We start from the raw sequence: 25,106 nt of genomic DNA on the forward strand, positions 1-25,106 counted from the left end.
GACGCTCAGTCCTCGAGGTGCTCGACGCCCGGGGTCCAGGAGACGCCGGGGACGCCCCAGCCGCGCTTGCGGGTGATCTTCGCGACGGGCTTGGCGTACTCGTGCTCAAGGCGGTCCGTGTAGAGCACCCCGTCGAGGTGGTCGAACTCGTGCTGGAAGACGCGGGCGAACCAGCCGTCCGCCTCGATCTCGAACGGCGTTCCGTCGAGGTCGACCGCGCGCAGGATCGCCCGCTCGGAGCGCCGCAGCGGGAAGCGCTCGCCGGGGAACGACAGGCAGCCCTCGGACTCGGTGTCCTCGTCGGCCTCGCCGAGCGGCGTCGGGGTGACGAACAGCTCGGGGTTGATCGCGACGCCGCGGCGGGGAGTGCCGTCGTCGGCCTCGTAGTCGTAGACGAAGAGCCGCAGCGGCACGCCGACCTGCGGTCCGGCCAGGCCGACGCCGGGCGCCGTGTCCATCGTCTCGAACATGTCCGCGACGAGCGTGCGGAGTGTGTCGTCGAACTCGGTGACGGGGGCGGCGGGGGAGTGCAGGACGGGGTCGCCGGCGATGCGGATGGGGAGGACGGCCATGGGGATCAGGGTATCGCGGGCCCTGCAGGCGGCCGTCCTGACCGTCATCCGCTGGTTAGCCGAGGTCCCCCGTGCGTCGGAGGATGCGCGGATCGATCGTGGGTAGGGTCGTGCCCATGCCCACTGACCTCGCCGACCTTCTGAACGACCCGGCGAAGTTCATCGGCATCCCGATCGCCCTGATCGGCGCGGTCTTCCTCTCGCTCGGTGCGCAGTTCCAGCACCGCGGAGTCGTCAAGGTCGAGCGCTTCTCGAAGCGCTCCGGCTCGAGCGGGCTGAGCGGTGGGCAGCTCTTCGCGCTGCTGTCGCGGCCGTCCTGGGTGATCGGCACGCTGATGCTGGCGCTCGCGATCGTCTTCCAGCTCACGAGCCTCGGCTTCTCGCCGCTGATCGTCGTCCAGCCTCTCGGCGCGGTCGCGCTCGTCATCACTGCGATCGTCAACGCCCGGGTGAGCAAGGTGCGGCTGAACGCGTCCTCGATCCGCGCGATCATGCTCTGCGTCGGCGGCGTCGGAGTCTTCGTGCTGGTGGCCGCCTTCAATGCGGTCGACGAGTCGATCCGGACCTCGCAGCTGATCACGATCCTGGTGATCCTCGCGGTCGTCATGACGATCTTCGTCATCGCCTTCCGGGTCTTCCGCAAGAAGGCGCGGGCGATCTTCTACATCCTCGGCGCCGGCGTCGTCTACGGCTTCGTCGCCACCCTCGCCAAGGTCGTCCTCAACCGGATCAAGTTCGGCGAGTTCGACCCGCTGACCGTCGTCTGCATCGTGGCGCTCCTGGCCGCGACGGCGCTCGGCGGCTACTTCGTGCAGAACGCCTACGCCTCCGGGCCGCCGGACCTCGTCGTGGCCGGCCTGACCGTCGTCGACCCGCTGGTCGCCGTCGCGATCGGCATCATCGTCCTCGGCGAGGCGCAGTACGCGGCGCCGTGGGCGATCCCGCTCTTCATCGCGGCGGGAGTGGTCGCCATCTGGGGCGTCTTCCTCCTCGCGAAGCACCACCCGCAGGCCCGCTGAGCCACCCGACGCGAGGCGCCGCAATCCCGGGTTCCGGCGCCCTCCCCGCCTACACTGGGACCGCTTCGAGACGCCGTGCACCCGCCCGAACCCACGCCGATCGCTCCTCTCGTCGAGCGACACGACATCGTTAGGACCCACTCCGTGTCAGATCCCCGCGACGCGTCACGCCCCGAGTCGTCGACCGGCGACTCCGCTCCGGCGGACGCCGCCCGCCGCCCGCTGACCGTCGTGATCGGCTGCGACACCTTCGCGCCGGACGTCAACGGAGCGGCCAAGTTCGCCGAGCGCCTCGCCGCCGGCCTGCAGGCGCGCGGCCACGAGGTGCACGTCGTGGCCCCGTCCGCCGACGGCTGGAGCGGCACCCGCGTCGAGGACCACGAGGGCCAGCGGATCATCGTGCACCGCCTCTTCAGCCTCCGGTGGCCCCCGCACGACTGGCTGCGCTTCGCGATGCCGTGGCGCATCCGCCAGAACAGCGCGCGGATCCTCGACGAGGTGAAGCCCGACGTCGTGCACTTCCAGTCCCACGTCATCGTCGGCCGCGGCCTCGGTCAGGAGGCGGCCAAGCGCGGCATCCGCATCATCGGCACCAACCACTTCATGCCCGAGAACATGCTCGAGTTCACGCTCCTGCCCAAGGCCGCCCAGGCGAAGGCCGTGGCGATGGCCTGGCGGGCCGCCCGCCGCACCTTCGGCCGCGCGGAGGCGGTCACGACGCCGACCCGGAAGGCCGCGCAGTTCCTCGAGAAGTACACCGGGCTGCAGGGCGTTCGTGCGATCTCTTGCGGCATCGACGCCGACAACTACACGCCCGACTTCACCCCGCGCACCGCCAACCGCATCCTCTTCGTGGGGCGCGTCACCGGTGAGAAGCACATCGACGTCCTGCTCCGCGCGGTCTCTCTGCTCGACCCGTCGCTGGATGCGCAGCTCGAGATCGTCGGCGGCGGCGACCAGATGCGCAACCTCCAGCAGCTCGCCACCACCCTCGGCATCGCCGACCGCGTCCACTTCACCGGCTACGTCTCCGACGCCGAGCTGAAGCAGGCGTACAGCCGTGCGACCGTCTTCGCGATGCCCTCCATCGCCGAGCTGCAGAGCATCGCGACCATGGAGGCGATGGCCTCGGCCCTCCCCGTGGTCGCCGCCGACGCGATGGCTCTCCCGCACCTCGTCCACGAGGGCGAGAACGGCCACCTCTTCGAGCCCGGCAGCGCGCAGGCCCTCGCCGACGGTCTCACCGACGTCCTGACGGCTGACCCCGAGCGCCTCGAGGCACTCAAGCGCAGCTCGCTCCGCATCGTCGCCGCTCACGACATCAACCGCACGATCAGCACTTTCGAGAGCCTGTATCGTGGGGAGCCGGTGGCCGATCCGGCCGCCGACGCAGCGTCCGCTCCGGCAGGCCGAGCCGCCTCCTGACGGCCCGCCCCGCTCGCCCCGGGCGCCGCGGGGCGTTAGCTCAGCCGGTCAGAGCAGCGGACTCATAATCCGTCGGTCACGGGTTCAAGTCCCGTACGCCCTACTTCCGTCCCGTCGCGGTCACCCCGCCGGTCCGTGCCCCGACTCCGCAGAAGTCGTCGTACTCGCGCGCTGCCTACGACAACTTCTGCGCACTCGACGCGACCTCGCCGTCGGTCCCCGCCGCGCATACGCAGAAGTCGTCGTACTCGGGCGGCGAGTACGACGACTTCTGCGGAGTGAGCGGAGATGGGGGTGTCGCGGCGCTCCGTTACTGTCGTGATGTGGACACGCCTACTGCGCTCTTCGTTCTCTATGCCGCCGCCGGTCTTCTGAGCACGCTGCTTTTTGCGCTCTTCTGGTACTGGATCGTTCGCTTGGCAGTGACCCACGGATTGCGTTCGCACTCGTACTGGCTTCGGCGACAACGCGCCGCTTCGGCCCGGGTCGATGCCATTAACGCGACGAGTACTGCAGAGATCGACCTTCCTTCGGAACTCCGATAGCGGAAAGCTCTACTGCAGCTCAAGGCGAAGTCCGAGCGGCAGCGGCCTTCCGGACTCGGAGTGCACTTCAGCGACGGTGCCCTCCGATTCGCCTCTCCGTGTGAAGCGGATCTCTCTCCTCGAATGCCGCTCTGCCGCGCACTGCACTGCGGCAGGAAGGATGACACTCTCTGGCAAACTGCTTGGACATCGTGTCGCAAGGAGATCCTCATGCCGCTCACTTTCACTGCCATCGACTTCGAGACCGCGAACGAGCAGCGGGCCTCGGCCTGTGCTGTCGGCGTGGCACAGGTGACGAACGGGGTCGTCACCTATCGGGCCTCGACGAGGATCCGCCCGCTGACGGGCGACACCTTCTCGATGCGGAACACGTCGATCCACGGACTGACGTGGGAGGACTGCGCAGGAGCCCCGGAGTGGCCGGCCGTCTCGGAATGGATCGGGCAGGTCGTCCGCGATGCGCCGATCGTCGCTCATAACGCGTCCTTCGAGAAGGGAGTCTTCACAGCTACCAATTCTCTCGCGGGGATGGACCGCCCGACGCCGGACCTGCTGTGCTCTGTGGCGCTCTCGAAAGCCCACCTCGTTCTCGACTCCTATCGGCTCCCCGCGGTCGCCCGGCATCTGGGAGTCCGGCTCGACGACCATCACGATGCCGAGGCGGATGCCGTCGCCAGTGCGGAGGTCGTGCTGGCGATCGCTCGGAGGACGATGCGCGATGACGTCGCTCATCTCTGGGAGGAGACGCGAGTGGCGAAGAGAGCCGTACCGGCCGCGCGTCACTACGTCCGGCTGGCGGATCTTCCTCAGGCCAGCTCGAGCGCTGACCCGGACAGTCCTCTGCTCGGAGAGGTCGTCGTCTTCTCCGGCGAGATCGAAGGGATCCCACGAAAGGAGGCGCAATCGCTGGTCGCGCGCTTCGGTGCGACCGTGGGGTCGAACGTGACGAGGAAGACGACTCTCGTCGTGCAAGGGGTCTTCGGCCCGGGTGAGTTGAAGCCTGGCGAGACGGTGAGCGCGAAGATCCTGAAGGCGCGCGAGCTGGCGTCGAAGGGTCAGCGCGTCGAGGTCATCGACCAGACGGCGTTCCTCGATCTCCTGCGCTCGGTGGGCGCGGTGCTCTGACCTGGAGCAGCGCGGCGAACCGTCCGCGATCAGTGCGCGTGCCGGTACACCTGTGCTCGCTCACTTGCGCGAGTACGCAGAAGTCGGCGTACTCGGGCGCCGAGTACGCCAACTTCTGCGGAGTGGACGGAGTGGACGGAGTGGCGGGCGTCAGGCGTCCGGGCGGGACTTCTTCAGGCGGGACTTCGCGGCGCGCTCGGTGAGGACGGAGAGGTAGTCCTGGACCGGGCGGTCGGCGAGGGAGTCGAGCTCCGCCTGGACGGCCGACTCCACCTCGGCGGCGGGGCGGTCGGGGAAGCGGGTGCGCAGGCGCGCGGACACTTCGGAGACGATCTGGTCGAGGTTCACTTCAGCGGTCACGGGCGGATCTTCCTCCCCGTTGGTTAACGAATGGTGTTCCTTCTGCGTCGACCGCGTCGGCGCTAGCACGTCCGCCGCCCGGAAGCCCGTAGTGGCCGGTCTCCGCACGACGTGGTTCGCTGTTCTCGTGCCTGACCTCCCGATGTTCCCGCTCGGCTCCGTGCTGCTGCCGCACATGCCGCTCCCGCTCCGGCTGTTCGAGCCGCGGTATCTGCGGATGCTCGGCGACGTGCTCGAGGACGACACGCTCTCGTTCGGCGTCGTCCTCATCGAGCGCGGGCAGGAGGTCGGCGGCGGCGATCAGCGCTTCCCGATCGGCACGGTCGCGCGCATCCTGAACATCGACGGCGCCGAGTCGTTCGTCACCATCGACAGCGTCGGCGAGAACCGCTTCGAGGTCGTCCGCTGGTACGACGACGACCCGTATCCGAAGGCCGAGGTGCGCCCCGTCGCGCCGCTCGCGTGGGCGCCCGAGCACGAGGAGCTGCTGCGCTCCGCCGAATCGGCGGTGCGGACGGCGCTGGCGGTCGCGAGCGAGTTCGTCGAGCAGCGCTACGGCGCCGTCGTCGAGCTGGCCGAGGACCCGGCCGCGCACGCCTGGCAGCTCGCGGGAGTCGCTCCCGTGACCGAGCTCGACCGGCTCGCGTTCCTGCGCAGCACCTCGATGGTGGAGCTGCTCGAGGCCGTGCGCGAGCGCTCGTCCGAGGCGACCGAGTCGTTCCGGGCCGGCTGGGCCTGATCGTCGCCTCGCGCTGATCGACGTCAGCCGCTGATCCGGTGACTCGCGCCGACCGCGAGAGCCCGCCTCATTCCTCGAGCGCGACTCCGCGCTCGGCTGCGAGCTTCGCCAGATCGTCGACGACGACGAGCGCCATCCGCACCGAGCGGTCTCGCTGATATTCCTCGTCGTCCGCGTCGATCAGCGGCGCGCGGTCGAGGGTCTCCTCGATCGACTGCGACAGCTCGCGCCAGGCGTCCTGCCGGGCGTCGTCGACGAGCGAGGCCAGGTACTGCTCGTCCCGTGCGCGGTGGCGCAGGGAGTCGGCGACCGCGAGCGAGAGCCGCTCGCGGTGGTCGAGGTTGTCGATGTCGGCGGAGCGGTAGTCGTGCACGTGGTCGGAGCGGCCGCCGACCAGGGTCGCGTCCGCGGCGATGGCGCGCAGGCGCTCGGCCGCCGCCTCCGACTCGTCGGCGAGCTTCTCCAGCTCGGCGGCGGCGATGACGGAGTAGTGCCGGACGTCGAAGGGGACGCCCTCGGCCAGGCCGTCCATCAGCACGCGGTTCTTCACGGCCATCCGGCTCGCGTACTGGGCGAGCAGCAGGCCCTCCTCCGCGGCCTCCTCGACCGAGACGGGCTCGCGCGACGGGTTCTCGTCCGGGTCGTACGGCTCCATCTTGAACCTGCGTCGACGGCGGAACCACACGCGCGTCACCTGCACCCTCGGTCCGAGCGCCCCGCCCGCCGGAGCACCTCTTCGAGAGTACCGGTCGGGCGGCTCGGGCGATCGGCTCCGGCTCACGGATCCGGCTGTTCCGGCGAGCCGAGGGTGTTTCTGCGAGCCGGAGATCGGTAGGGGTCCGTGGTCGTGAGCTTCGGCTCGTCATCTCGACGCCGGCTCGTGGATTCCGGCTGTTGCGGCGAGCCGGAGCTGATTCCGCGAGCCGGAGGTCGGTGGTCGTCAGCTTCGGCTCGTGATCTCGACCCCGGCTTGCGGATTCGAGCAGTTCCAGCAAACCGGGGTTGTTTCTGCGAGCCGGAGGTGGGTGGTCGTGGGCTTCGGCTCGTGGTGTCGGCTCCGGCTCGTGGAATCCGGCTGTTCAGGCGAGCCGGGGTTGTTTCTGCGAGCCGGAGTTCGGTGGTCGTGAGCTTCGGCTCGTGGAGTCGGCTCCGGTTCGTGGAATCCGGCTATTGCGGCGAGCCCGAGCTGTTTCTGCGAGCCGAAGGTCGGTGGTCGTGAGCTTCGGCTCGTGGAGTCGGCTCCGGCTCGTGGAATCCGGCTGTTCCGGCGAGCCGGGGCTGTTTCTGCGAGCCGAAGGTCGGTGGTCTTGAGCTTCGGCTCGTGGAGTCGGCTCCGGCTCGTGGAATCCGGCTGTTCCGGCGAGCCGGAGCTGTTTCTGCGAGCCGGACTCGAGTCGGAGAGGCCGGGAGTGCCGTCAGCTGTTCGGAGCGGTCGGCCGGTCAGGCGTCCCGCCAGTCGTCCTGTAGCAGGTGCGAGCCGGCCTGCGGCCCCATCTGCAACATTCCGCCGTCGACTGCGTAGGACGCTCCAGTGATGTAGGCGCCCGCGGGCGAGGCGAGGAGGGCGATCACGGCCGCGATCTCGCGCGCGTCGCCGGGACGGCCGAGCGGGATGCCCGGGCGGTCGATGCCATGCGGATCCACGTCCTCCGCGTCGTTCATCGGGGTCGCGATCTCACCCGGTGCCACCGCGTTGGCGGTGATCCCGTAGCGGCCGAGCTCGAGGGCGGCGACCTTCAGCAGCCCGCCGAGTCCGTGCTTGGCGGCGACGTAGGCGCTCGCGCCGACGCGGGGCTGGTGCTCGTGCACGCTGGTGACGCCGATCAGCCGGCCGCCGGTGCCCTGCGCGACCATGATGCGGCCGGCGCGCTGGAGGCCGACGAACGCTCCGTCGAGGTTCAGCGCGACGACCTCGCGCCAGCTGTTCAGGCTCTGCTCGAGGAAGGGCTCGCCCCCGCCCCCGCCCGCGTTGTTGACGAAGACGTCGAGTCCGCCGAGGCGCTGCGACACTTCGTCGATCACGTCGCCGACCCGGTCGAGCTCGGTCGCGTCGAGGCGGGCGACCTCGGCGCGGCGGCCGTGCGAGCGCACCTCGTCCGCGGTCTCAAGCGCGCCCTGCTCGTCGCTGTGCCAGGTGATGCCGACGTCCATGCCGGCCTCGGCGAGGGCGACGGCGGCGGCCCGGCCGATGCCGGAGTCCGAGGCCGTGACGACGGCGCGCGTGGGGCGGAAGTCGCGGGGTCCCTGGGTCATGACGTCTCCTGTTCCGAGGCGCGGCGCACCTCCTCGATCCCGATCCCAGCACCGGCGTCGCCCGGCCGGCAGACGCTTGACACGCCGGTCACCGCGGTCGCGGGCGTGGCGGATGTCCGGGCGGGGGCTCGGATCGAGTTGACTGTCCTGATGGACTCCCGACGCATCTCCGTCGTCGTCCCCGTCAAGGACGACGCCCGGCACCTCGAGCGGCTGCTCGCCCTCCTGGCCGAGCAGACCCTCGCCCCCTTCGAGATCGTCGTCGTCGACGACGGCAGCACCGACGACAGCGCGGACATCGCCCGTGCGGCGGGCGCCCGGGTGATCGTGCACGGCGGGACCGGCATCCCGGCCAGCACGGCGCACGGCTTCGACGAGGCGCAGGGCGACGTGCTCGCCCGGCTGGACGCCGACTCGCAGCCGGACCGGCACTGGCTCGCGCGGATCGCCGCGCACTTCGCCGACCCGGGCGTCGGAGCGGTGACCGGACCCGGCCGGTTCGTCGAGCTCGGCCCGGTCGCGCGGAACCTCGCCCGGATCGTCTACATGGACGCGTACTTCGTGCTGATGGGCTCCGCGCTGGCCAACTGGCCGCTCTTCGGCTCGAACTGCGCCGTCCGCCGCTCGGCCTGGCAGGAGATCGCGGGGGAGATGCACCGCGACGACCCCTACGTGCACGACGACGTAGAGATCAGCGTGCACCTGGGCCTGCGCCACCGGATCGTCTACGACCGCCACCTGGAGGTCGGCATCTCGGCGCGACCGTTCGGCGCCGCGGCCGACATGGTGCGGCGCCTCGACCGCGCCCTGCACACGCTGCGCCGGCACCCCGGGCTCGGCGACCCGGTGCAGCGCTGGATCCACCGCACCCGGCGCCGGCACGTCGAGCGGCTGAGGGCCCTCTCCGCCGCCCGCCGCGCTCCGCGCTAGGACTCCGCGGAGGTCGCGGCCGGAGCCTCGGCCGGCCGCGGGTCGTCCTTCGGCATCGCGCGGACCGCGAAGAGCATGCCGACGGCGAGGACCGTCAGCGCGATGCAGACGAAGCGGGTGCCGGCCGCGAGGCCCTCGGGCTCCGGATCGCCGCCGACGGCCTGGGCGTTGACGATCGCGCCGAACACCGCGACGGCGATCGCGCTGCCGATGTTGCGGGCGAAGAAGTTCGTCGAGGACACGACGCCGCGCTCGTTCCACTCGACGCTCGCCTGTGCGCGGATGAGGGTCGGCGTCGCGACCAGGCCCATCCCGGCGCCGATCAGCACGCAGAAGCCCGCGATCTCCCAGAGGCTCGACGAGGCGCCGAGGAGGATCGTCAGCCCGGTGCCGACCGTGACCAGCGCCGCGCCGAGGAAGGCCGTGCGGCGGAAGCCGATCCGCAGGTAGAGCCTGCCGGAGAGGCTCGCCGCGACCGGCCAGCCGATCGTCATCGCGGCGACCGCGAAGCCGGCGCCGAGGGCGGAGCTGCCGAGGACGCCCTGCGCGAAGGTCGGGAAGTAGGAGGTGACGCCGAGCGTGATCGCGCCGACCGTCACCGAGACGAGACTCGTCGAGAGCAGCACCCGCCGCGTGAGCACCCAGAGCGGCAGCACCGGGGCGACCGCCCGGCGCTCGATGGCCACGAATCCGGCGAAGGCGAGCGCCGCGACGACGAAGACGCCGACGCCCGCGGGCGAGAGCCAGGGCCAGGCGTTGCCGCCCTCGAGCAGGCCGAGGATCAGCAGCGCGGTGCCGACGGCGAGCACCGAGGCGCCGGCGAGGTCGAGCGGAGTGCGCTCGCCGCGGGTGGTCTCGCGGAAGCTGCGGATCAGGAGGAAGGCCGCGAGCAGGCAGAGCGGGATGTTGACCAGGAAGATCCAGCGCCAGGCGCCCAGGTCCGAGAGCACGCCGCCGAGAGTGGGGCCGACGACCGAGGAGATGCCCCAGACGCTGGCGAGGTAGCCCTGGGTCTTCGCCCGCTCGGCGACCGTGTAGATGTCGCCGGCGATGGTGATGCCCATCGGCTGGATGGCCCCGGCGCCGAGGCCCTGCAGGGCGCGGAAGGCGATCAGCGCGGGCATGCTCCAGGCCAGGCCGCAGAGCAGCGAGCCGACGAGGAAGAGGCCGATCCCGATCAGCATGATGGGCTTCCGCCCGATCACGTCGGAGAGCTTGCCGTAGAGGGGGACGGAGACCGCTTGGGCGAGGAGATAGATGGAGAACAGCCAGGGGAACTGCTCGAAGCCGCCGAGGTCCGCGACGATCGAGGGCACCGCGGTCGAGAGGATGGTCGCGTCGAGGGCGACCAGCGCGGTCGAGATCATCAGCGCCAGGAGGATCGGACCGCGCTCGGAGCGCAGTCCGACGCTCGCGCGCGTGGGGGAGTCGGTCATTCCGCTCACGCTATTGCAGAGCCGGGCGATGGAACGGGGGCTCGACGCACTCGGTAGACTGGCCCTATGGAACTCGTGCTCTGGCTCGTCGTAGCCGCCATCGCCGGTGTCGGCCTCGTCTCCGGAGTCGCGGCTCTGGTCGCCATGACGAAGGCGCCCTGGTCCGACAGTAAGTAGCGGTCCGACAGCAAGGAGCGGGGTCCGGGGTCGCACCCGCCCGCCCTCACTCGTAGCACCGCACCACGCTCCAGCACGGATCCGTCGAGGCGACGACGTCGAGCACGAACGCTCCGCCCGTCTCGAGATCGGTCGCCTGGAAGCGCCAGCCGCCGATGCTGACCGGCACGCCGCCGAACGTCGGCGGGAAGCCGTCGAGCGGCGCCCACCAGTCGCTGGTGCGCGTCCAGACCGTCGGCCGGTCGCTCACCCGGTAGCTGGCGCCGCGCCATTCGAGTGCGACGGGCACTCCGTCACCGTCGGTCGCGACCATCGCCGTCTCCTCGATCACCGCCATTGTGGGTGCTCCCGCCTGCTCCGCTCGACCCGCCGGACTCGACTGGCCGTTCGAACATGTGTTCGATAGTCTGCGAGTGTACGCCGCGGCGCCCGTGCTCGCCACGGCAGCGGATCGACCGGGCAGGAGGCGAGATGATCGAGTGGAGTCCCCTCCAGATGCTGCGCAGCAGCGGGCCCGACGAGTGGGTGATGGTGGACGCGATGCGGACCGGGCGGATCGGGCTGATCCGGCGGATCGAGACGGGGCCCTACCGCGAGAGCTGGTTCCGGGCCGTCACCTGGGCCGCGGAGCCGGGCAAGCGGACGCTGGTGGGCTACTCGCGGTCGATGGAGACCATCGCGGCGACGCTGTGGGCGCATCAGCCGCTGACCGCGCAGGAGAAGCCGTTCCCGGGCTACCCGGCGTCGAGGCCGGCCGGGGCGCCCGCGCCGTGATTCCGGCGGCCGAGGCCGTCGTCCGAGCGCGCGCCGCCGCGGAGGAGAATGGCCGGATGCTCCTCGCGCTCACCGGTGGCCCCACGGGGGAGTGGCGGGCGGTCGTCGCGGACGGCTCGGGGGCCGAGGTCGGCGGCGGGCGCGGTCCGGTCGAGCTGGCCGCCTTCGTCCGCGAGCGGGAGGCGGAGCGGCCGCGCTGGGTCTGGGACGACACCGCCCGCTGGTACCCGGCGCTCCTGGCCGAGGGCGTGCACATCGCACGCTGCCACGATCTCCGCCTCGCCCGGGCGATCCTCCGCCGTTCGGAGCAGACGGCGCGCTCGCCGCTCGCCCGCTCGGTTCCCGACGCCTGGGACGCCGGGGCCGCCGCCCCGGTCGCCGGCGACACGCTGCTCGGCTTCGAGGAGGCGCCCGCGGAGACGGACGAGCTGGACCCGCTGGTCGAGCTCGCCCGGCAGGAGGAGGCGCTGGCAGCGGCCGCGCAGGGTGGGCGCCTGCGGCTCCTGCTCGCCGCGGAGTCGGTCGGCGCGCTGATCGCCCGCGAGATCGCCGCGGCCGGGCTGCCGTGGCGCGCCGACATCCACGAACGCGTCCTCACCGACCTGCTCGGCCCGCGTCCGCGCTTCGGCGGCCGGCCGGCCCGCCTCGAGGCCCTGGCCGACGACATCCGCCGCGAGCTGGACGCGCCCGAGCTGAACCCCGACTCGCCGGCGGACCTCCTGCGCGCGCTCCGCCGCGCCGGACTCGCGGTCGAGTCGACCCGCTCCTGGGAGCTGACCTCGATCGAGCATCCGGTGATCCCGCCGCTGCTGGAGTACAAGAAGCTCTCGCGCCTGCTCACCGCCAACGGCTGGGCCTGGCTCGACGCCTGGGTGCACGACGGGCGCTTCCGGCCGGAGTACGTCGTCGGCGGCGTCGTCACCGGCCGCTGGGCGACGTCGGGCGGGGGAGCGCTGCAGCTGCCGCGGCAGATCCGCGCCGCAGTGACCGCCGACGCGGGCTGGAAGCTGGTGGTCGCCGATGCGGCGCAGCTGGAGCCGCGCATCCTCGCCGCGCTGGCGGGCGACTCCGTGATGGCCGCCGCGGGTCGGGGCAAGGACCTCTACCAGGGCATCGTCGACGCGGGCGTCGTCCCGGACCGACCGCGGGCCAAGGTGGCGATGCTCGGCGCGATGTACGGGGCGACCAGCGGCGAGGCCGGGCGGCTGCTCCCGCGCCTCACGCGCGCGTACCCGCTCTCCGTCGCTCACGTCGAGGCGGCCGCCCGCGCCGGCGAGCGGGGCGAGCGGGTGTCGACGCGGCTCGGACGCAGCTCACCGCCGGGCGACGTCGACGCCGGTGGTCAGCGCGCCCGCGACTGGGGGCGCTTCACCCGCAACTTCGTCGTGCAGGGCACGGCCGCCGAGTGGGCGCTCTGCTGGATGGGCGAGCTGCGGGCCCGGCTGCGCGCGGAGGGCGCTCTCGCGCACCTCGTCTACTTCCTGCATGACGAGGTGATCGTGCACGCGCCCGCGGAGGAGGCGGAGCGGGTCGCCGCGGTCGTGCGCGAGGCCGCGGTGCGCGCGGGGCGGGCGCTGTTCGGCGATCAGGACATCGACTTCCCGGTCACCGTCGCGATCGTCGACGCCTACGACGAGGCGAAGTGACGCGACTGCCCGACCGAGGCTCCGGTGCGGTGGCTCAGTACCAGTGCGGCGAGCGGTTGTTCCAGGCCGACCAGGCCGCGCACGGCGAGCCGTAGCGGTCGGAGATGTAGGCCAGACCCCAGTCGATCTGGGTCGCGGCATTGGTCTGATAGTCCGCGCCGTAGGTCGCCATCTTGCTCGCCGGCAGCGCCTGCGGGATGCCGTAGGCGCCCGAGGAGCGGTTCAGCGCGTTCCAGCGCCAGCCCGACTCGCCGTTCCAGAGCGGGATGAGGCAGCTGTCGGCCTGGTCCTGGCCCCAGCCGTGGACGCCCATGACGGAGCGCGCGTAGTTCTGCGCCTGCGCCGGCGACATGCCGTCGGTCCGGCCGGCGTAGGTGCCGAGCGCGGCGATGGTCTTCGCGCTGCTGTCCTTGCCGGACGCGTCGTCGTCGCCGAGCTCGACCGGGCCGCCGCCTCCACCCGTCGACGGTGCCGCGGGAGCAGCCGGTGCGGGGGCGGAGGGTGCGGACGGCGCCTTCGCGGCCTGCTGACGCCGGGCCTCCGCCTCGGCGGCCTCGCGGGCCAGGCGCTCCTGCTCCTCGAACGCGGCCTTCGCCTCCTGACCGGTGGCGAACTCCTCCTCGAGCGCGGCCGTGGTGTTCTTGAGCGAGGCGAGCTGCTCGTAGAGCCCGGCGCTGTACTGCTCCTGGTCGGCGACCTTCGCGTCGGCCTCGGACTGCGCGGCCTGCGCCGTGGCGAGCGCGTCCTGCGCGGCGCTGACGAGGGAGAGCCGCTCCGTCCGCGCCTGCTCCGCCTGGTCGGCGAGGGAGGCGGCGGCGTTCTCGGTGGTCTCCGCGTCGTCCTGCAGGCGGCTGGTCTGCAGCGTGAGCTGGCTCATGGTGCCGAGGCGGTAGAGCAGCTTGTCCGACTGCTCGCCGCCGACGAGGAGGTTCAGCGTCGCGTCGGTTCCGCCGTTGCGGTACAGCTGGGCAGCGAGCCGGCCGGCCTGCTCCTTCGCGGCGTCCGCGTCGGCACGGGCGGCGGCGGCGCGCTCCTCGAGAGCCGTCACGCGCTGGGTGGCCTCGTCGAGCGCGCTCTGCGCGGCGTCGGCCTCGGCGGCACGGGAGATGGCGGCGTCGGTGAGGACGGCGGCCTGGTCGCGCAGGTCGGCGAGGATCGCGGTGATGCGGTCGACCTCGGCGGCGGTCGCGCTCTCGCTCGACTTCGCGGCCTCGACGTCCGACCAGGACGGGTAGTCGGCCGGGTCGTAGGCGGAGGCCGCCATCGGTGCGGCGAGGGCGGCGCAGAGGACGAGGACCGTGCCCGCTCCGGCTGCGACGAGCCGTCGGCGCGCGGAGGTGGACACGCGGAGGCCGAGAGGCGAACGGATCATAGCCCCCACCCTAGGCGACGGCGCCCGCGCCTGTCTCGTGCCGGTCGTTCTGTGCGCCGATCGGCCCGTCGGTCGCGGCGTCGTCCCGCGCCGCAGCCTTGCGTCCGCGCCGCGGGCGCTCGAGGGCGTAGCCGCGGACGGCCGCTCCGTCAACGGTCCCGACGAGCTCCTCCCGGGCGGCATCGAGGAGCCGGCGCAGTGCGTCGTCGCGCACCAGCACCGCGCGTGCTGCGAGGCGGCGCTGCGGGTGCTCGTCCAGCGCCTCCTGCTCCTCGGGGAGCGTGCTCGCGTAGGCGTCGAGGACCGCGTCGAGGTCGGCGTCGGACAGGCTGGAGGCGAGGAGGATGCGGTCGAGCACGTCGTCCCAGTCCTCCTCGGCGGAGGCGCCCTCGCCGCTCAGCCAGGCGAGCGCCTCGCCCCGGCCCTCGTCGGTGAGCGCGTGCAGGGGGAGTCCGTCCTCCGTCGATCCCGCCGCCGCGACGAGGCCGCGCTCGCGGAGCCGGTCGAGCGTGGAGTAGATCTGCCCGACGTTGACCCGGCGACGGTGGGCCGCCCGATCGAGCAGCTCGGCGTGCAGCTGCAGACCGTAGGCGGGACCGAGGGTGAGAAGAGCGAGCAGACCGTCGCGGACCGACACGGGGCTCCTCTCGAGCGGGTCGCGGGCCCGGAGCCGGGCGACGCCGCGGTTCGGGCGGACTTTCCCGAGTATAGGCAGGGGATCTGCGCGACCCGGCGGCGGGAGCGGCGAGGCGCCTTGTCGTGGCGCGGAGGGTCCTGCATAATCTCGACTGGTGGCTCGTCCACCGCACAAGAAGGCACTGCACGTCGCTCGTGGTCCAGGTCGTTGGGGAAGACGCACCAGGACGGACGGAGGACAGCGTGGTGACGCAACAGACTCGGGGTGTGCTCTTCGTGCACTCCGCCCCCCGCGCGCTCTGCCCCCATCTGGAATGGGGAGCAGGTCGCGCTCTCGGCCGTGCCGTGAACTTCGACTGGATCGAGCAGCCGGTGCAGCGCGGCGCCCAGCGCACCGAGTACGCCTGGGAGGGACCGGTCGGCACCGGCGCGGCGATCGCCTCCGCGCTCCGCGGTTGGGCCGACGTCCGCTACGAGGTGACCGAGGACCCGTCGCCCGGCGTCGACGGCGGCCGCTGGATGCACACTCCGGAGCTGGGCGTCTTCTACGCCCAGACCGACAGCGCCGGCAACACCGTCGTCCCCGAGGACCGCATCCGCTCCGCCATGGAGAGCGCCGGAGCGGACCCCATCGAGCTGCACCGCGAGCTGCGCCTCGCCCTCGGCCAGGCCTGGGAGGACGAGCTCGAGCCCTTCCGCGCCGCGAGCGACTTCGCGCGGGTCATCTGGATGCACAGCGTCGGCTGATCGGGCTGTGCCTGTTTCTGCGCCGCTCCCTGCGCGGCGCAGCGCGGTCGGCTCGGGGAGGTGGTCGCGTTCTGCAGAGCGGGGTGCGAACGGCGACGGCGATTCGCTGGCACGCGAATCGCCGGATGCGCCTCGTGGCGCGCGGCGATACGGCGGGCGCGACTCTATGACCGAGTGGGCGCATCTTCGGCTCGTGGGGCGCGCTTCAGCTCGTCGCAACGGCGGGATCCGACTGCTGGTCCGCCGTGCTGGGGACGGTGGGTCTCGATACGCCCCTGCGGGGCTACTCGACCAGCAAGCTCGTCATGGTGATCGAGTAGCCCGCGGAGCGGGCGTATCGAGATCCACCACCGCCCGAAGGAGGAGTCTGCAGACCGCCCTCTTGAGGACGGTGGGTCTCGATACGCCCCTGCGGGGCTACTCGACCAGCATGGTCTGGTGCTGGCGGAGGTGTCCGACGCAGCGAGCCGCAGGCGATGCGGTCACCTCACCCGGAGTGCTGCAGCGAGTGCCCGGCGGAGCGAGCCGCAGGCGAGGCGGTCCCGTTCCCAGAACTGCGGGCGAGGGCTCGCGGTGAACGACCACCCTCGCGGCACGAGGCGCATCCGGCGATCCGCGTTCCAGCGGATCGCCGTCGCCGCACCGCACCGGCCCTGCGATCCGCAGCCCCGTAGGGAGCGGACGCGCCTGCGCCGCGCAGGGAGCGGCGCAGCCCGCGTTCCGGTCGGGGTGACGGGGCTACGCCCCGTTACACCGACCGGAACGCGGCAACAGCATTGTGCCCCCCGAACCCGAAGGAGTTGGAGAGGGCGACGAGGGGCCCGGCTCCGAGGTCGCGCGGGCTGGTGACCACGTCGAGGGGGATCTGCGGGTCCTGCTCGAAGAGGTTGATGGTGGGCGGGGCGGTGCGCTCGTGCAGGGCGAGGACGGTGAAGATCGCCTCGAGAGCGCCGGTGCCGCCGAGGAGGTGGCCGGTGGCGGCCTTGGTGGCGGAGACGGCGATGTTCGGGAGGTGGTCGCCGAAGACGCGGGCGAGGGCCCGGTACTCGGCGATGTCGCCGACGGGGGTGCTGGTCGCGTGGGCGTTGACGTGGGTGACGTCGGTGCGGGCGGCGCCGGCCTGCTCGAGGGCCTCGATCATGGCGCGGGCGGCGGCGGAGCCCTCGGGGTCGGGGGCGGTGATGTGGTACGAGTCGCTGGTGACGGCGCCGCCGGCGAGCTCGGCGTAGATGCGGGCGCCTCGGGCGAGGGCGTGCTCCTCGGTCTCGAGGACGAGGGTGGCGGCGCCCTCGCCGAGGACGAAGCCGTCGCGGGAGACGTCGTAGGGGCGGGAGGCGGTGGCCGGGTCGTCGTTGCGGCGCGAGAGGGCCTGCATCGACGCGAAGGCGGCGAGGGGGAGCGGGTGGACGACCGACTCGGTGCCACCGGCGATGACGACGTCGGCGAGGCCGCGCTGGAGGTGCTCGTAGGCGTTGGCGATCGCCTCGGTGCTCGACGCGCAGGCCGACACGTCGGTGCGGGCGTAGGCGCGGGAGGGGATCGACATGCTGATCGCGGCCGCGGCGGCGTTGGGCATCAGCATGGGGATGGTCATCGGGAGGACGCGGCGGGGACCGCGCTCGCGGAGGGTGTCCCACGCGTCGATGAGGGTCCAGAGTCCGCCGATGCCGGTGGAGTAGTCGACGCCGACGCGCAGCGGGTCGACGTCGGTGATGCCGGAGTCGGCCCAGGCCTCGCGGGCGGAGATCAGGGCGAACTGGCTGGAGGGGTCGAGGCGCTTGGCCTCGGGCCGGGGGAGGACCTCCTCCGGGCGCACCTTGGCCTGGGCGGCGAAGGTGACGGGGAGCTCGAGCTCGGTCACCCAGTCGGCCTGGATCGTGCTGACGCCGGACTCGCCCGCGAGAAGGGCGTTCCAGGACTCGCGAGCGGTGCCGCCGAGGGGCGTGCTGGCTCCGATGCCGGTGACGACGATTTTCTTGGGACTCATGACGACGATCTCTGTTCCGTGACGGGTGGGTGCCGGGCGCACCCCGGCCGGGCTCGGAGCCCTGGCCGGGGTGTCCGCCGCGTGGACGGGGTGCGCGGGGCGCTGGTTACGCGGAGGCCTTGACGATGAAGGTGACCGCGTCGCCGACCGTCTTGAGGTTCTTGACCTCGTCGTCCGGGATCTTCACGTCGAACTTCTCCTCGGCGTTGACCACGATGGTCATCATCGAGATGGAGTCGATGTCGAGGTCGTCGGTGAACGACTTCTCCATCTCGACGGAATCGGTCGCGATGCCGGTCTCGTCGTTGACCAGTTCGGCCAGGCCGGCGAGGACTTCTTCGTTGGACAGTGCCATGGTTCTCTCCTTGAGGGGTGTTCGATCAGAGTGTTCTCGAACTCGGTGTTCGTCGAGATCGGGGTGTTCGTCGTGTGACCGTAGGTCAGTTTAGGGGTGGGCCTGCGCCCCCTACGGGAGCACCACGACCTGCGCGCCGAAGACGAGTCCGGCGCCGAAGCCGATCTGCAGGGCGAGTCCGCCGCTGAGCTCGGGGTGCTCCTCGAGCAGGCGGTGGGTCGCGAGCGGGATGGAGGCGGCCGAGGTGTTGCCGGTCGTCTCGATGTCGCGGCCGATCGTCACGGTCTCGGGCAGCTTCAGCTGCTTCGCGAGCTCGTCGATGATCCGCATGTTCGCCTGGTGCGGGATGAAGGCGGCGAGGTCCTCGGGCGCGACGCCCGCCTCGGCCAGCGCCTGCTTGGCGACCTTGGCCATCTCCCAGACCGCCCAGCGGAAGACGGAGGGGCCGTCCTGGCGCAGCGTCGGCCACTCGGCGACGCCGTCGCGGTAGGCGGCGAGCGGGTTGTCCATCCCCACGGTGTCCCACTTGGAGCCGTCGGAGCCCCAGACGGTCTTCGAGATGCCGGCGGTGTCGCTCGGGCCGACGATCGCGGCGCCGGCGCCGTCGCCGAGGAGGAAGGAGATGCTGCGGTCGGTCGACTTCACGATGTCGGAGAGCTTCTCGGCGCCGACGACGAGGACGTACTCGGCGAGGCCGGAGCGGACGAACGAGTCGGCCTGGGCGATGCCGTAGGTGTAGCCGGCGCAGGCGGCGGAGATGTCGTAGGCGGGGGCCGGGTTCGCGCCGATCCGGTCGGCGAGGAGCGCCGCCAGTGAAGGCGTCTGCACGGTGTTGCTGATCGTGGAGACCAGCACGAGGCCGATCTGGTCGGCGCGGATCCCGGCCTTCTCGATCGCCTCGAGGGAGGCGGTCGTCGCGAGGTCGACGGCCTGGATCTCGGACGAGGCGCGGCGGCGCTCGACGATGCCGGTGCGCTGGCGGATCCACTCGTCGGAGGAGTTGATCGGGCCGACGAGGTCGTCGTTGGGCACGACGAGGTCGCCACGGGCCGCGCCGATGCCGAGGATGCGGGTGTACTGGCTGCCGCTGGACTGGGTGAGGGAAGGGGTCGTCATGGGTCTCTCCTGCTAGGCGGCGTGCTCGTCGATGAAGGCGCGGGCGGCGTCGAGGTCGTCGGGGGTCTTGATCGCGAGGGTCGGGAGGCCCTTGAGGCCGCGCTTGGCGAGGCCGACGAGGGCGCCGGCGGGGGCCAGCTCGATCAGGCCGGTGACGCCCGCCTCGGCGAAGGCCGCCATGCAGAGGTCCCAGCGGACGGGCGAGGCGACCTGGCCGACGAGCAGCTCCAGGAAGCGGGAGCCGCTGTCGACGACGGAGCCGTCGCTGTTCGTCCAGAGGCGCAGCGTCGGGTCGGCCGGGGTGATCGAGGCGGCGACGTCGGCGAGGGAGTCGCGAGCGGGCGCCATGTAGCGGGTGTGGAAGGCGCCGGCGACCTGGAGCGGGACGACGCGGGTGCCGCGGAGGGGCTCGTCCTTCAGCGCCTGCAGGGCGTCGACCGCGCCGGCGACGACGATCTGGCCGCCGCCGTTGTAGTTGGCCGGCTCGAGACCGAGCTCGTCGAGGCGGGCGAGGAGCGCCTCCTCGTCGCCGCCGAGGACGGCGCTCATCGCGGTGGGCGTCGCGGCGGCCGCGGCGGCCATGGCGCGGGCGCGCTCGCGAACGAAGACGAGGGCGTCGGGCTCGGAGAGGACTCCCGCTCCCGCCGCAGCGGTGATCTCGCCGACCGAGTGGCCGGCGATGCCCGCGATGCGCTCGCGGCGGCCGCCCTCGAGCAGCGCGGCCAGGCTGACCAGCCCGGCGGAGACGATCAGCGGCTGGGCGACCGCGGTGTCGCGGATCGTGTCCGCGTCCGAGACGGTGCCGTGGGCGGCGAGGTCGATGCCGACCGCCTCCGAGTGCGCGGCGACCTGCTCGGCCACCGAGGGGACGGCGAGCCACGGCTCGAGGAATCCGGGGGTCTGGGAGCCCTGACCCGGGGCGACGACGACGATCACGCTTTCAGTCTTCCGATCCGCGCCGGTTCGTGCGGCGCTCTGAGGTACTGACAAACCACAAAGAGCTTGTGGCGGTTCTACAACGGGGTGCGAGGAGGGGTGCGGCTCACTTGCGCGTCGGACGGCGGCGGACCGCTCCGTCCGGGTCGCTCATCGAGCCGAGGATGAGGGCCGACTGGAGGATGAGCGCCTCGCGGGCGCCCGTCGCGTCCCAGCCGATCACCTCCGCCACGCGCTTCAGGCGGTAGCGGACGGTGTTGGGGTGCACGAAGAGCTCGCGGGCCGTCGCCTCGAGCGAGCGGCCGTTGTCGAGGTACGCCCACAGCGTGGTGAGCAGCTCGGTCGAGTGCTTCTGCAGCGGCTTGTAGATCTGGGTGATCAGGCTCTGCCGGGCGAGGGGATCGCCGGCCAGGGCCCGCTCGGGCAGCAGATCGTCGGCGTTCACCGGCCGCGGGGCGTTGCGCCAGGAGCGCGCGACCGCGAAGCCGGCCAGGGCGGCGCGAGCGCTGCGCGAGGCCTCGACGAGCGTCGGCACCTCGTGGCCGAGGACCAGGTGACCGGAGCCGAAGCCCGGCTCGAGCGCGTTCGCGATCTCGAGGAAGGCGACCGGCGGGCCGGTCTCCTCCGTCGCGTTCTCACTCGGCTCGGCGCGGCCGATCACCAGCACGAGCCGGCTGCCCTGCACGCCGATCAGCACGTCGGCGCTCATGTGCCGGGCGGTGCGGCGGAGCTGGTCAACGTCGAGCATCTTGGGCGCGGTGCCCACGAGCACCGCGACCTCGCCGTGGCCGTGCCAGCCGAGCGCCGCGATCCGGCTCGGCAGCTCGTCGTCGGCCTCGCCCGTGAGGATCGAGTCGACGACGAGTGCCTCGAGACGGGCGTCCCAGAGGCCGCGCGCCTCCGCCGCACGGGCGTAGACGTCGGCGGCGGCGAAGGCGATCTCGCGCGAGTAGAGCAGGATCGCCTCGCGCAGGTCCTCGCCGCGGTTGGTGATCCGCTCCTCGACGACCTCGACGGTGACCTTGATCAGCTGGAGGGTCTGGGTCAGCGAGACGGAGCGGAGCAGCTCGCGGGGAGCCGCTCCGAAGACGTCGGCGGCGATCCACGGCGTCGCCGAGGGGTCGTCGAACCAGGAGATGAACGAGGTGATGCCGGCCTGCGCGACCATGCCCACCGCGGAGCGGCGGCCCGGGGGCATGCTGCCGTACCAGGGCAGCGTGTCCTCGAGCTTCTTGATGGTCTGCGTGGACAGCTCGCCCGAGAGGGTCCGCAGCCACGCGAGGGTCTGCTCCTTCGTGCGCGGAGCGCCCGGCCGGGTGGCCGGACGCTCCGCGGAAGGGGCAGTGCCCCGCGTCGACTGCGCGTCGTCGGAGGAGAGCACCGAGCCGTCCGTCAGTTATCGCCGCCGGCGTTGCCGGTGGTGCCGGCGTTCACGTCGTGGAGGCTGTACTTCTGGATCGCCTGGGCGGAGAGCGAGGGGTCGACCTCGCCGCGCTTGGCGAGCAGCTGCAGCGTGCGCACCACGACCGACGGTCCGTCGATCTTGAAGTGGCGACGCGCGGCGGCGCGGGTGTCCGAGAAGCCGAAGTCGTCCGCTCCGAGCGTCGCGAAGTCGCCCGGGATGAACTGGCGCAGCTGGTCGGGGACCTGGTGCGAGAAGTCCGAGACGGCGACGAAGGGGCCCTTCGCGTCGGCGAGCTTCTGCGTGACGTAGGGGACCTGCGCCTCGTCCTCGGGGTAGAGGAAGTTGTGGTGCTCGGCGTTGATGCCGTCGCGCCGCAGCTCGTTCCACGAGGTGACCGACCAGACGTCGGCCGACACACCCCAGTCCTCGGCGAGGAGCTTCTGCGCCTCGATCGCCCACGGCACGGCGACGCCGGACGCGAGCAGCTGGGCCTTCGGGCCGTCCCACTGACCCCAGGAGACGCGGTGGATGCCGCGGACGATGCCGTCCACGTCCACGTCCTCGGGCTCCTTCGGGTGCACGATCGGCTCGTTGTAGACCGTCACGTAGTACATGACGTTCGGCTCCGGGTGCTTCCCGCCGTACATCCGCTCGAGACCGGACTGCACGATGTGCGCGATCTCGTAGCTGTACGCCGGGTCGTAGCTGACGACGGCCGGGTTGGTGGCGGCGAGGATCGGCGAGTGGCCGTCCGCGTGCTGGAGGCCCTCACCGGTCAGCGTGGTGCGACCGGCGGTCGCCGCGATCATGAAGCCGCGGGCCATCATGTCGCCCGCCGCCCAGATCGCGTCGGCCGTGCGCTGGAAGCCGAACATCGAGTAGAAGACGTAGACCGGGATGAGCGGCTCGCCCTGCGTCGAGTAGGACGTGCCGACCGCGGTGAACGCCGCGAGGGCGCCCGCCTCGTTGATGCCGACGTGCAGGATCTGACCCTGCGGGCTCTCCTTGTAGGCCAGGAGCAGCTCGCGGTCGACCGACGTGTAGTGCTGGCCGCGCGGGTTGTAGATCTTCGCGTTCGGGAAGAACGCGTCCATGCCGAAGGTGCGGGCCTCGTCGGGGATGATCGGGACGACGCGGTTGCCGAAGTCCTTCGAGCGCAGGATGTCCTTCAGGATGCGGACGAACGCCATGGTGGTGGCGATCTCCTGCGTCCCGGAGCCCTTCTTGCCGATCTTGTAGGCCGAGTCGTCCGGCAGCGAGAGCTGCGTGTACTTCGACCGGCGCTCGGGCAGGTAGCCGCCGAGCGCGCGGCGGCGCTCCTGCATGTACTCGATCGCCTCGTCGCCCTGACCGGGGTGATAGTACGGCGGGAGGTAGGGGTTCTCCTCGAGCTGCGCATCCGTGATCGGGATCCGCATGGTGTCGCGGAAGCCCTTCAGGTTGTCCAGCGTCATCTTCTTCATCTGGTGGGTCGCGTTGCGGCCCTCGAAGCTGCGGCCGAGACCGTAGCCCTTGATGGTGTGCGCGAGGATGACGGTCGGCTGACCCTTGTGCTCCGTCGCGGCCTTCATGGCGGCGTAGATCTTGCGGTAGTCGTGACCACCGCGGCGCAGGCCCCAGATCTGCTCGTCGCTGTAGTCCTCGACGAGCTTCTTCGCGCGCTCGTCGCGGCCGAAGAAGTTCTCGCGGACGTAGGCGCCGTCCTCGGTCTTGAAGGTCTGGAAGTCGCCGTCGGGCGTCTTGTTCATCAGGTCGAGCAGCGCGCCCTCGGTGTCGCGGGCGAGCAGGTCGTCCCACTCGCGGCCCCAGATGAGCTTGATGACGTTCCAGCCGGCGCCGCGGAAGAACGACTCCAGCTCCTGGACGATCTTGCCGTTGCCCCGGACCGGGCCGTCGAGGCGCTGCAGGTTGCAGTTGATGATGAAGTTGAGGTTGTCGAGGCCGTCGTTCGCGGCGACCTGGAGCTGACCGCGCGACTCGACCTCGTCCATCTCGCCGTCGCCCAGGAACGCCCAGACCTGCTGGTCGGAGGCGTCCTTGATGCCGCGGTTGGTGAGGTACTTGTTCGCCTGCGCCTGGTAGATCGCGTTGATCGGGCCGAGGCCCATCGACACGGTCGGGAACTGCCAGAACTCCGGCATGAGGCGCGGGTGCGGGTAGCTGGAGAGCCCGCCGCCCTGGTGCGACTTCTCCTGGCGGAAGCCGTCGAGCTGGTGCTCGCTCAGGCGTCCCTCGAGGAAAGCGCGGGCGTAGGGGCCGGGCGAGGCGTGGCCCTGGATGAAGATCTGGTCGCCGCCGCCCGGGTGGTCCTGGCCGCGGAAGAAGTGGTTGAAGCCGACCTCGTAGAGCGAGGCGCTCGACGCGTAGGTCGAGATGTGCCCGCCGACGCCGATGCCGGGGCGCTGCGCGCGGTGCACGAGGATGGCCGCGTTCCAGCGGATCCACGCGCGGTAGCGGCGCTCGACGTCCTCGTCGCCGGGGAAGTCCGGCTCGTTCTCGGCCGCGATGGTGTTGATGTAGTCCGTCGTCGGCACCATCGGAACGCCGAGGTGTAGCTCCTTGGAGCGCTTGAGGAGGCTGAGCATGACGTCGCGTCCGCGACCCGCACCCCGCTCCTCGACGAGCGCGTCCAGCGACTCGTTCCACTCCGACGTTTCCTCGGGATCCGAGTCGACGTGTCCGACGGAATACGGGTCCTGATCGTTAACAGTCACCCTCGACCTCTCTCTGGGGGCAGATCGTGCCCGAGACATCACTCTCATGAAGCGGTGCGGATCCGCGCGCAGGACCCTCGGATGACGAGGAGCGCGCGGGCACCCGTGCAAGCCTAGCGATTCCGGTCATGTGTGGCGATCCACGACGGAACCGCACAGGGCACTGTGGGATTTCTCCAGCGACAGCGCGTCCAGCGGCCTCGTTCCCGACCGCTGTTCGGCTCCTCCTTGGTGGACGGCCGGAGCGGGTCTAGCATTGCCCCTCGTGCTCGCGCGACATTCGTGCGCATGGAAGGACATCGTCCGATGGCTCTCGAGAAGCTCACGCTGGCTCCCGACTTCGAACTCGCGAACCAGTACGGCGAGCGCATCCAGCTCGGCGACTTCCACGGGCGGCGCAACGTCGCCCTCGTCTTCTTCCCCCTCGCCTTCTCCGGCACCTGCACCGGCGAGTTCTGCGCACTGCGCGAGAACCTCTCGCTGTTCGAGCACGCGGAGGTCGAGCTGATCGGCATCTCCGTCGACTCCAAGCACACCCTGCGCGCCTGGGGCGAGAAGCAGGGCTACGACTTCACGCTGCTCTCCGACTTCTGGCCGCACGGCGACGTCGCCAAGCAGTACGGCGTCTTCCTCGAGGGAAAGGGCTACGCGACGCGCGCGACCTTCCTCATCGACAAGCAGGGCGTCATCCGCGACACCTTCATCACGGCGCCCGGCGAGGCCCGCTCGATGGACGACTACCGCGCCGCGATCGACGCGCTCACTCCGGCCCACGCCTGACGCTCTCCGCGAGATGCCACTTGTGACCGCCTTTCACGGCGTGTCGCGTGCACAAGT

Annotated in this window: 23 protein-coding genes and 1 tRNA gene; 10 read left to right on the plus strand and 14 right to left on the minus strand. The window is 71.4% G+C overall.

Going from position 1 to position 25,106, the window contains the following annotated elements:
• Positions 1-5: 5 nt before the first annotated feature.
• A complete protein-coding gene (def, locus tag EDF35_RS08515; RefSeq protein WP_208323040.1) occupies positions 6-572 on the minus strand; it encodes a peptide deformylase in 567 nt (188 codons plus the stop codon).
• Positions 573-688: 116 nt separating this feature from the next.
• Here def and EDF35_RS08520 point away from each other — a divergent pair, with 116 nt between their 5' ends.
• The 4 genes from EDF35_RS08520 (at position 689) to EDF35_RS08535 (ending at position 4,686) form a co-directional block, all read left to right on the plus strand.
• Complete coding sequence (locus EDF35_RS08520) at positions 689-1,591, plus strand: DMT family transporter (protein ID WP_123445647.1); 903 nt, start codon at positions 689-691, stop codon at positions 1,589-1,591.
• 234 nt (positions 1,592-1,825) lie between these two features.
• Entirely contained in the window at positions 1,826-3,016 is a 1,191-nt protein-coding gene (locus tag EDF35_RS08525; RefSeq protein ID WP_133962702.1) for a glycosyltransferase, read from the plus strand.
• Between the two features lie 29 nt (positions 3,017-3,045).
• Positions 3,046-3,119, plus strand: a tRNA-Ile gene (locus tag EDF35_RS08530).
• Between the two features lie 565 nt (positions 3,120-3,684).
• A complete protein-coding gene (locus EDF35_RS08535; RefSeq protein ID WP_166674050.1) occupies positions 3,685-4,686 on the plus strand; it encodes an exonuclease domain-containing protein in 1,002 nt (333 codons plus the stop codon).
• A 150-nt stretch (positions 4,687-4,836) separates the two neighbouring features.
• On the opposite strand, the gene EDF35_RS08540 is transcribed toward EDF35_RS08535, so the two are convergent.
• Complete coding sequence (locus tag EDF35_RS08540) at positions 4,837-5,046, minus strand: hypothetical protein (protein ID WP_133961841.1); 210 nt, start codon at positions 5,044-5,046, stop codon at positions 4,837-4,839.
• 127 nt (positions 5,047-5,173) lie between these two features.
• Between EDF35_RS08540 and EDF35_RS08545 the strand changes: the two genes are divergently transcribed.
• Complete coding sequence (locus EDF35_RS08545; protein WP_243839908.1) at positions 5,174-5,785, plus strand: LON peptidase substrate-binding domain-containing protein; 612 nt, start codon at positions 5,174-5,176, stop codon at positions 5,783-5,785.
• A gap of 67 nt (positions 5,786-5,852) precedes the next feature.
• On the opposite strand, the gene EDF35_RS08550 is transcribed toward EDF35_RS08545, so the two are convergent.
• A complete protein-coding gene (locus EDF35_RS08550) occupies positions 5,853-6,440 on the minus strand; it encodes a hypothetical protein (RefSeq protein ID WP_123445650.1) in 588 nt (195 codons plus the stop codon).
• 785 nt (positions 6,441-7,225) lie between these two features.
• On the minus strand, positions 7,226-8,038 hold the full coding sequence (locus EDF35_RS08555) for an SDR family oxidoreductase (protein WP_133961843.1): 813 nt from the start codon (positions 8,036-8,038) through the stop codon (positions 7,226-7,228).
• A gap of 150 nt (positions 8,039-8,188) precedes the next feature.
• On the opposite strand from EDF35_RS08555, the gene EDF35_RS08560 reads away from it, so the two are divergent.
• Positions 8,189-8,968 (plus strand): glycosyltransferase family 2 protein, encoded by a 780-nt coding sequence (locus EDF35_RS08560; RefSeq protein WP_133961845.1) that lies wholly within the window; start codon positions 8,189-8,191, stop codon positions 8,966-8,968.
• Here EDF35_RS08560 and EDF35_RS08565 read toward each other — a convergent pair.
• Together EDF35_RS08565 and EDF35_RS08570 are read right to left on the minus strand one after the other, a co-directional pair.
• On the minus strand, positions 8,965-10,404 hold the full coding sequence (locus EDF35_RS08565; protein ID WP_133961847.1) for an MDR family MFS transporter: 1,440 nt from the start codon (positions 10,402-10,404) through the stop codon (positions 8,965-8,967). The two genes, EDF35_RS08560 and EDF35_RS08565, sit on opposite strands and share 4 nt — an antisense overlap.
• A 223-nt stretch (positions 10,405-10,627) precedes the next feature.
• Positions 10,628-10,894 carry a hypothetical protein gene (locus tag EDF35_RS08570; protein WP_243615514.1) on the minus strand — a complete coding sequence of 89 codons (267 nt, stop codon included), beginning with the start codon at positions 10,892-10,894 and terminating at the stop codon, positions 10,628-10,630.
• A 158-nt stretch (positions 10,895-11,052) separates the two neighbouring features.
• Between EDF35_RS08570 and EDF35_RS08575 the strand changes: the two genes are divergently transcribed.
• On the plus strand, positions 11,053-11,355 hold the full coding sequence (locus EDF35_RS08575; RefSeq protein ID WP_123445655.1) for a hypothetical protein: 303 nt from the start codon (positions 11,053-11,055) through the stop codon (positions 11,353-11,355).
• Positions 11,356-11,411: 56 nt separating this feature from the next.
• A complete protein-coding gene (locus EDF35_RS08580) occupies positions 11,412-13,001 on the plus strand; it encodes a bifunctional 3'-5' exonuclease/DNA polymerase (protein WP_133961851.1) in 1,590 nt (529 codons plus the stop codon).
• Between the two features lie 34 nt (positions 13,002-13,035).
• Here the strand turns inward: EDF35_RS08580 and EDF35_RS08585 are convergent, their stop codons facing one another.
• Together EDF35_RS08585 and EDF35_RS08590 are read right to left on the minus strand one after the other, a co-directional pair.
• Positions 13,036-14,373 (minus strand): hypothetical protein, encoded by a 1,338-nt coding sequence (locus EDF35_RS08585; RefSeq protein WP_133961853.1) that lies wholly within the window; start codon positions 14,371-14,373, stop codon positions 13,036-13,038.
• A gap of 10 nt (positions 14,374-14,383) precedes the next feature.
• The gene (locus tag EDF35_RS08590) at positions 14,384-15,010 is read right to left on the minus strand and encodes a PadR family transcriptional regulator (protein WP_166674051.1); all 627 of its coding nucleotides are present in this window, start codon (positions 15,008-15,010) and stop codon (positions 14,384-14,386) included.
• A 242-nt stretch (positions 15,011-15,252) separates the two neighbouring features.
• Here EDF35_RS08590 and EDF35_RS08595 point away from each other — a divergent pair, with 242 nt between their 5' ends.
• Positions 15,253-15,756, plus strand: a complete 504-nt coding sequence (locus tag EDF35_RS08595; RefSeq protein ID WP_243581736.1) for a DUF3145 domain-containing protein — start codon at positions 15,253-15,255, stop codon at positions 15,754-15,756.
• Positions 15,757-16,504: 748 nt separating this feature from the next.
• Here the strand turns inward: EDF35_RS08595 and EDF35_RS08600 are convergent.
• From EDF35_RS08600 to aceE, 6 genes are all read right to left on the minus strand, one after another.
• The gene (locus EDF35_RS08600) at positions 16,505-17,743 is read right to left on the minus strand and encodes a beta-ketoacyl-[acyl-carrier-protein] synthase family protein (protein WP_123703161.1); all 1,239 of its coding nucleotides are present in this window, start codon (positions 17,741-17,743) and stop codon (positions 16,505-16,507) included.
• A gap of 106 nt (positions 17,744-17,849) precedes the next feature.
• Complete coding sequence (locus EDF35_RS08605; protein WP_123445660.1) at positions 17,850-18,098, minus strand: acyl carrier protein; 249 nt, start codon at positions 18,096-18,098, stop codon at positions 17,850-17,852.
• A 111-nt stretch (positions 18,099-18,209) separates the two neighbouring features.
• Entirely contained in the window at positions 18,210-19,214 is a 1,005-nt protein-coding gene (locus EDF35_RS08610) for a beta-ketoacyl-ACP synthase III (RefSeq protein WP_123445661.1), read from the minus strand.
• Positions 19,215-19,226: 12 nt separating this feature from the next.
• Complete coding sequence (locus EDF35_RS08615; protein ID WP_133961858.1) at positions 19,227-20,150, minus strand: ACP S-malonyltransferase; 924 nt, start codon at positions 20,148-20,150, stop codon at positions 19,227-19,229.
• A gap of 106 nt (positions 20,151-20,256) precedes the next feature.
• Complete coding sequence (locus EDF35_RS08620) at positions 20,257-21,423, minus strand: helix-turn-helix domain-containing protein (protein WP_173232301.1); 1,167 nt, start codon at positions 21,421-21,423, stop codon at positions 20,257-20,259.
• Between the two features lie 119 nt (positions 21,424-21,542).
• The gene (aceE, locus tag EDF35_RS08625; RefSeq protein WP_133961860.1) at positions 21,543-24,269 is read right to left on the minus strand and encodes a pyruvate dehydrogenase (acetyl-transferring), homodimeric type; all 2,727 of its coding nucleotides are present in this window, start codon (positions 24,267-24,269) and stop codon (positions 21,543-21,545) included.
• A gap of 306 nt (positions 24,270-24,575) precedes the next feature.
• Here aceE and EDF35_RS08630 point away from each other — a divergent pair, with 306 nt between their 5' ends.
• On the plus strand, positions 24,576-25,049 hold the full coding sequence (locus EDF35_RS08630) for a peroxiredoxin (RefSeq protein ID WP_133961862.1): 474 nt from the start codon (positions 24,576-24,578) through the stop codon (positions 25,047-25,049).
• The last annotated feature ends 57 nt before the right edge of the window (positions 25,050-25,106 follow it).

Source organism: Rathayibacter sp. PhB151 (assembly GCF_004366415.1).
Lineage (GTDB): Bacteria > Actinomycetota > Actinomycetes > Actinomycetales > Microbacteriaceae > Rathayibacter > Rathayibacter festucae.

What these genes read in the sequence shown, in the direction of transcription:
- EDF35_RS08600 (WP_123703161.1), bottom strand. Translation starts at nt 17,743, where the DNA reads ATGAGTCCCAAGAAAATCGTCGTCACCGGCATCGGAGCCAGCACGCCC.
- EDF35_RS08630 (WP_133961862.1), top strand. Translation starts at nt 24,576, where the DNA reads ATGGCTCTCGAGAAGCTCACGCTGGCTCCCGACTTCGAACTCGCGAAC.
- def (WP_208323040.1), bottom strand. Translation starts at nt 572, where the DNA reads ATGGCCGTCCTCCCCATCCGCATCGCCGGCGACCCCGTCCTGCACTCC.
- EDF35_RS08575 (WP_123445655.1), top strand. Translation starts at nt 11,053, where the DNA reads ATGATCGAGTGGAGTCCCCTCCAGATGCTGCGCAGCAGCGGGCCCGAC.
- EDF35_RS08585 (WP_133961853.1), bottom strand. Translation starts at nt 14,373, where the DNA reads ATGATCCGTTCGCCTCTCGGCCTCCGCGTGTCCACCTCCGCGCGCCGA.
- EDF35_RS08535 (WP_166674050.1), top strand. Translation starts at nt 3,685, where the DNA reads ATGCCGCTCTGCCGCGCACTGCACTGCGGCAGGAAGGATGACACTCTC.
- EDF35_RS08555 (WP_133961843.1), bottom strand. Translation starts at nt 8,038, where the DNA reads ATGACCCAGGGACCCCGCGACTTCCGCCCCACGCGCGCCGTCGTCACG.
- EDF35_RS08605 (WP_123445660.1), bottom strand. Translation starts at nt 18,098, where the DNA reads ATGGCACTGTCCAACGAAGAAGTCCTCGCCGGCCTGGCCGAACTGGTC.
- EDF35_RS08580 (WP_133961851.1), top strand. Translation starts at nt 11,412, where the DNA reads ATGCTCCTCGCGCTCACCGGTGGCCCCACGGGGGAGTGGCGGGCGGTC.
- EDF35_RS08520 (WP_123445647.1), top strand. Translation starts at nt 689, where the DNA reads ATGCCCACTGACCTCGCCGACCTTCTGAACGACCCGGCGAAGTTCATC.
- EDF35_RS08570 (WP_243615514.1), bottom strand. Translation starts at nt 10,894, where the DNA reads ATGGTCGCGACCGACGGTGACGGAGTGCCCGTCGCACTCGAATGGCGC.
- EDF35_RS08560 (WP_133961845.1), top strand. Translation starts at nt 8,189, where the DNA reads ATGGACTCCCGACGCATCTCCGTCGTCGTCCCCGTCAAGGACGACGCC.
- EDF35_RS08565 (WP_133961847.1), bottom strand. Translation starts at nt 10,404, where the DNA reads ATGACCGACTCCCCCACGCGCGCGAGCGTCGGACTGCGCTCCGAGCGC.
- EDF35_RS08550 (WP_123445650.1), bottom strand. Translation starts at nt 6,440, where the DNA reads ATGGAGCCGTACGACCCGGACGAGAACCCGTCGCGCGAGCCCGTCTCG.
- EDF35_RS08610 (WP_123445661.1), bottom strand. Translation starts at nt 19,214, where the DNA reads ATGACGACCCCTTCCCTCACCCAGTCCAGCGGCAGCCAGTACACCCGC.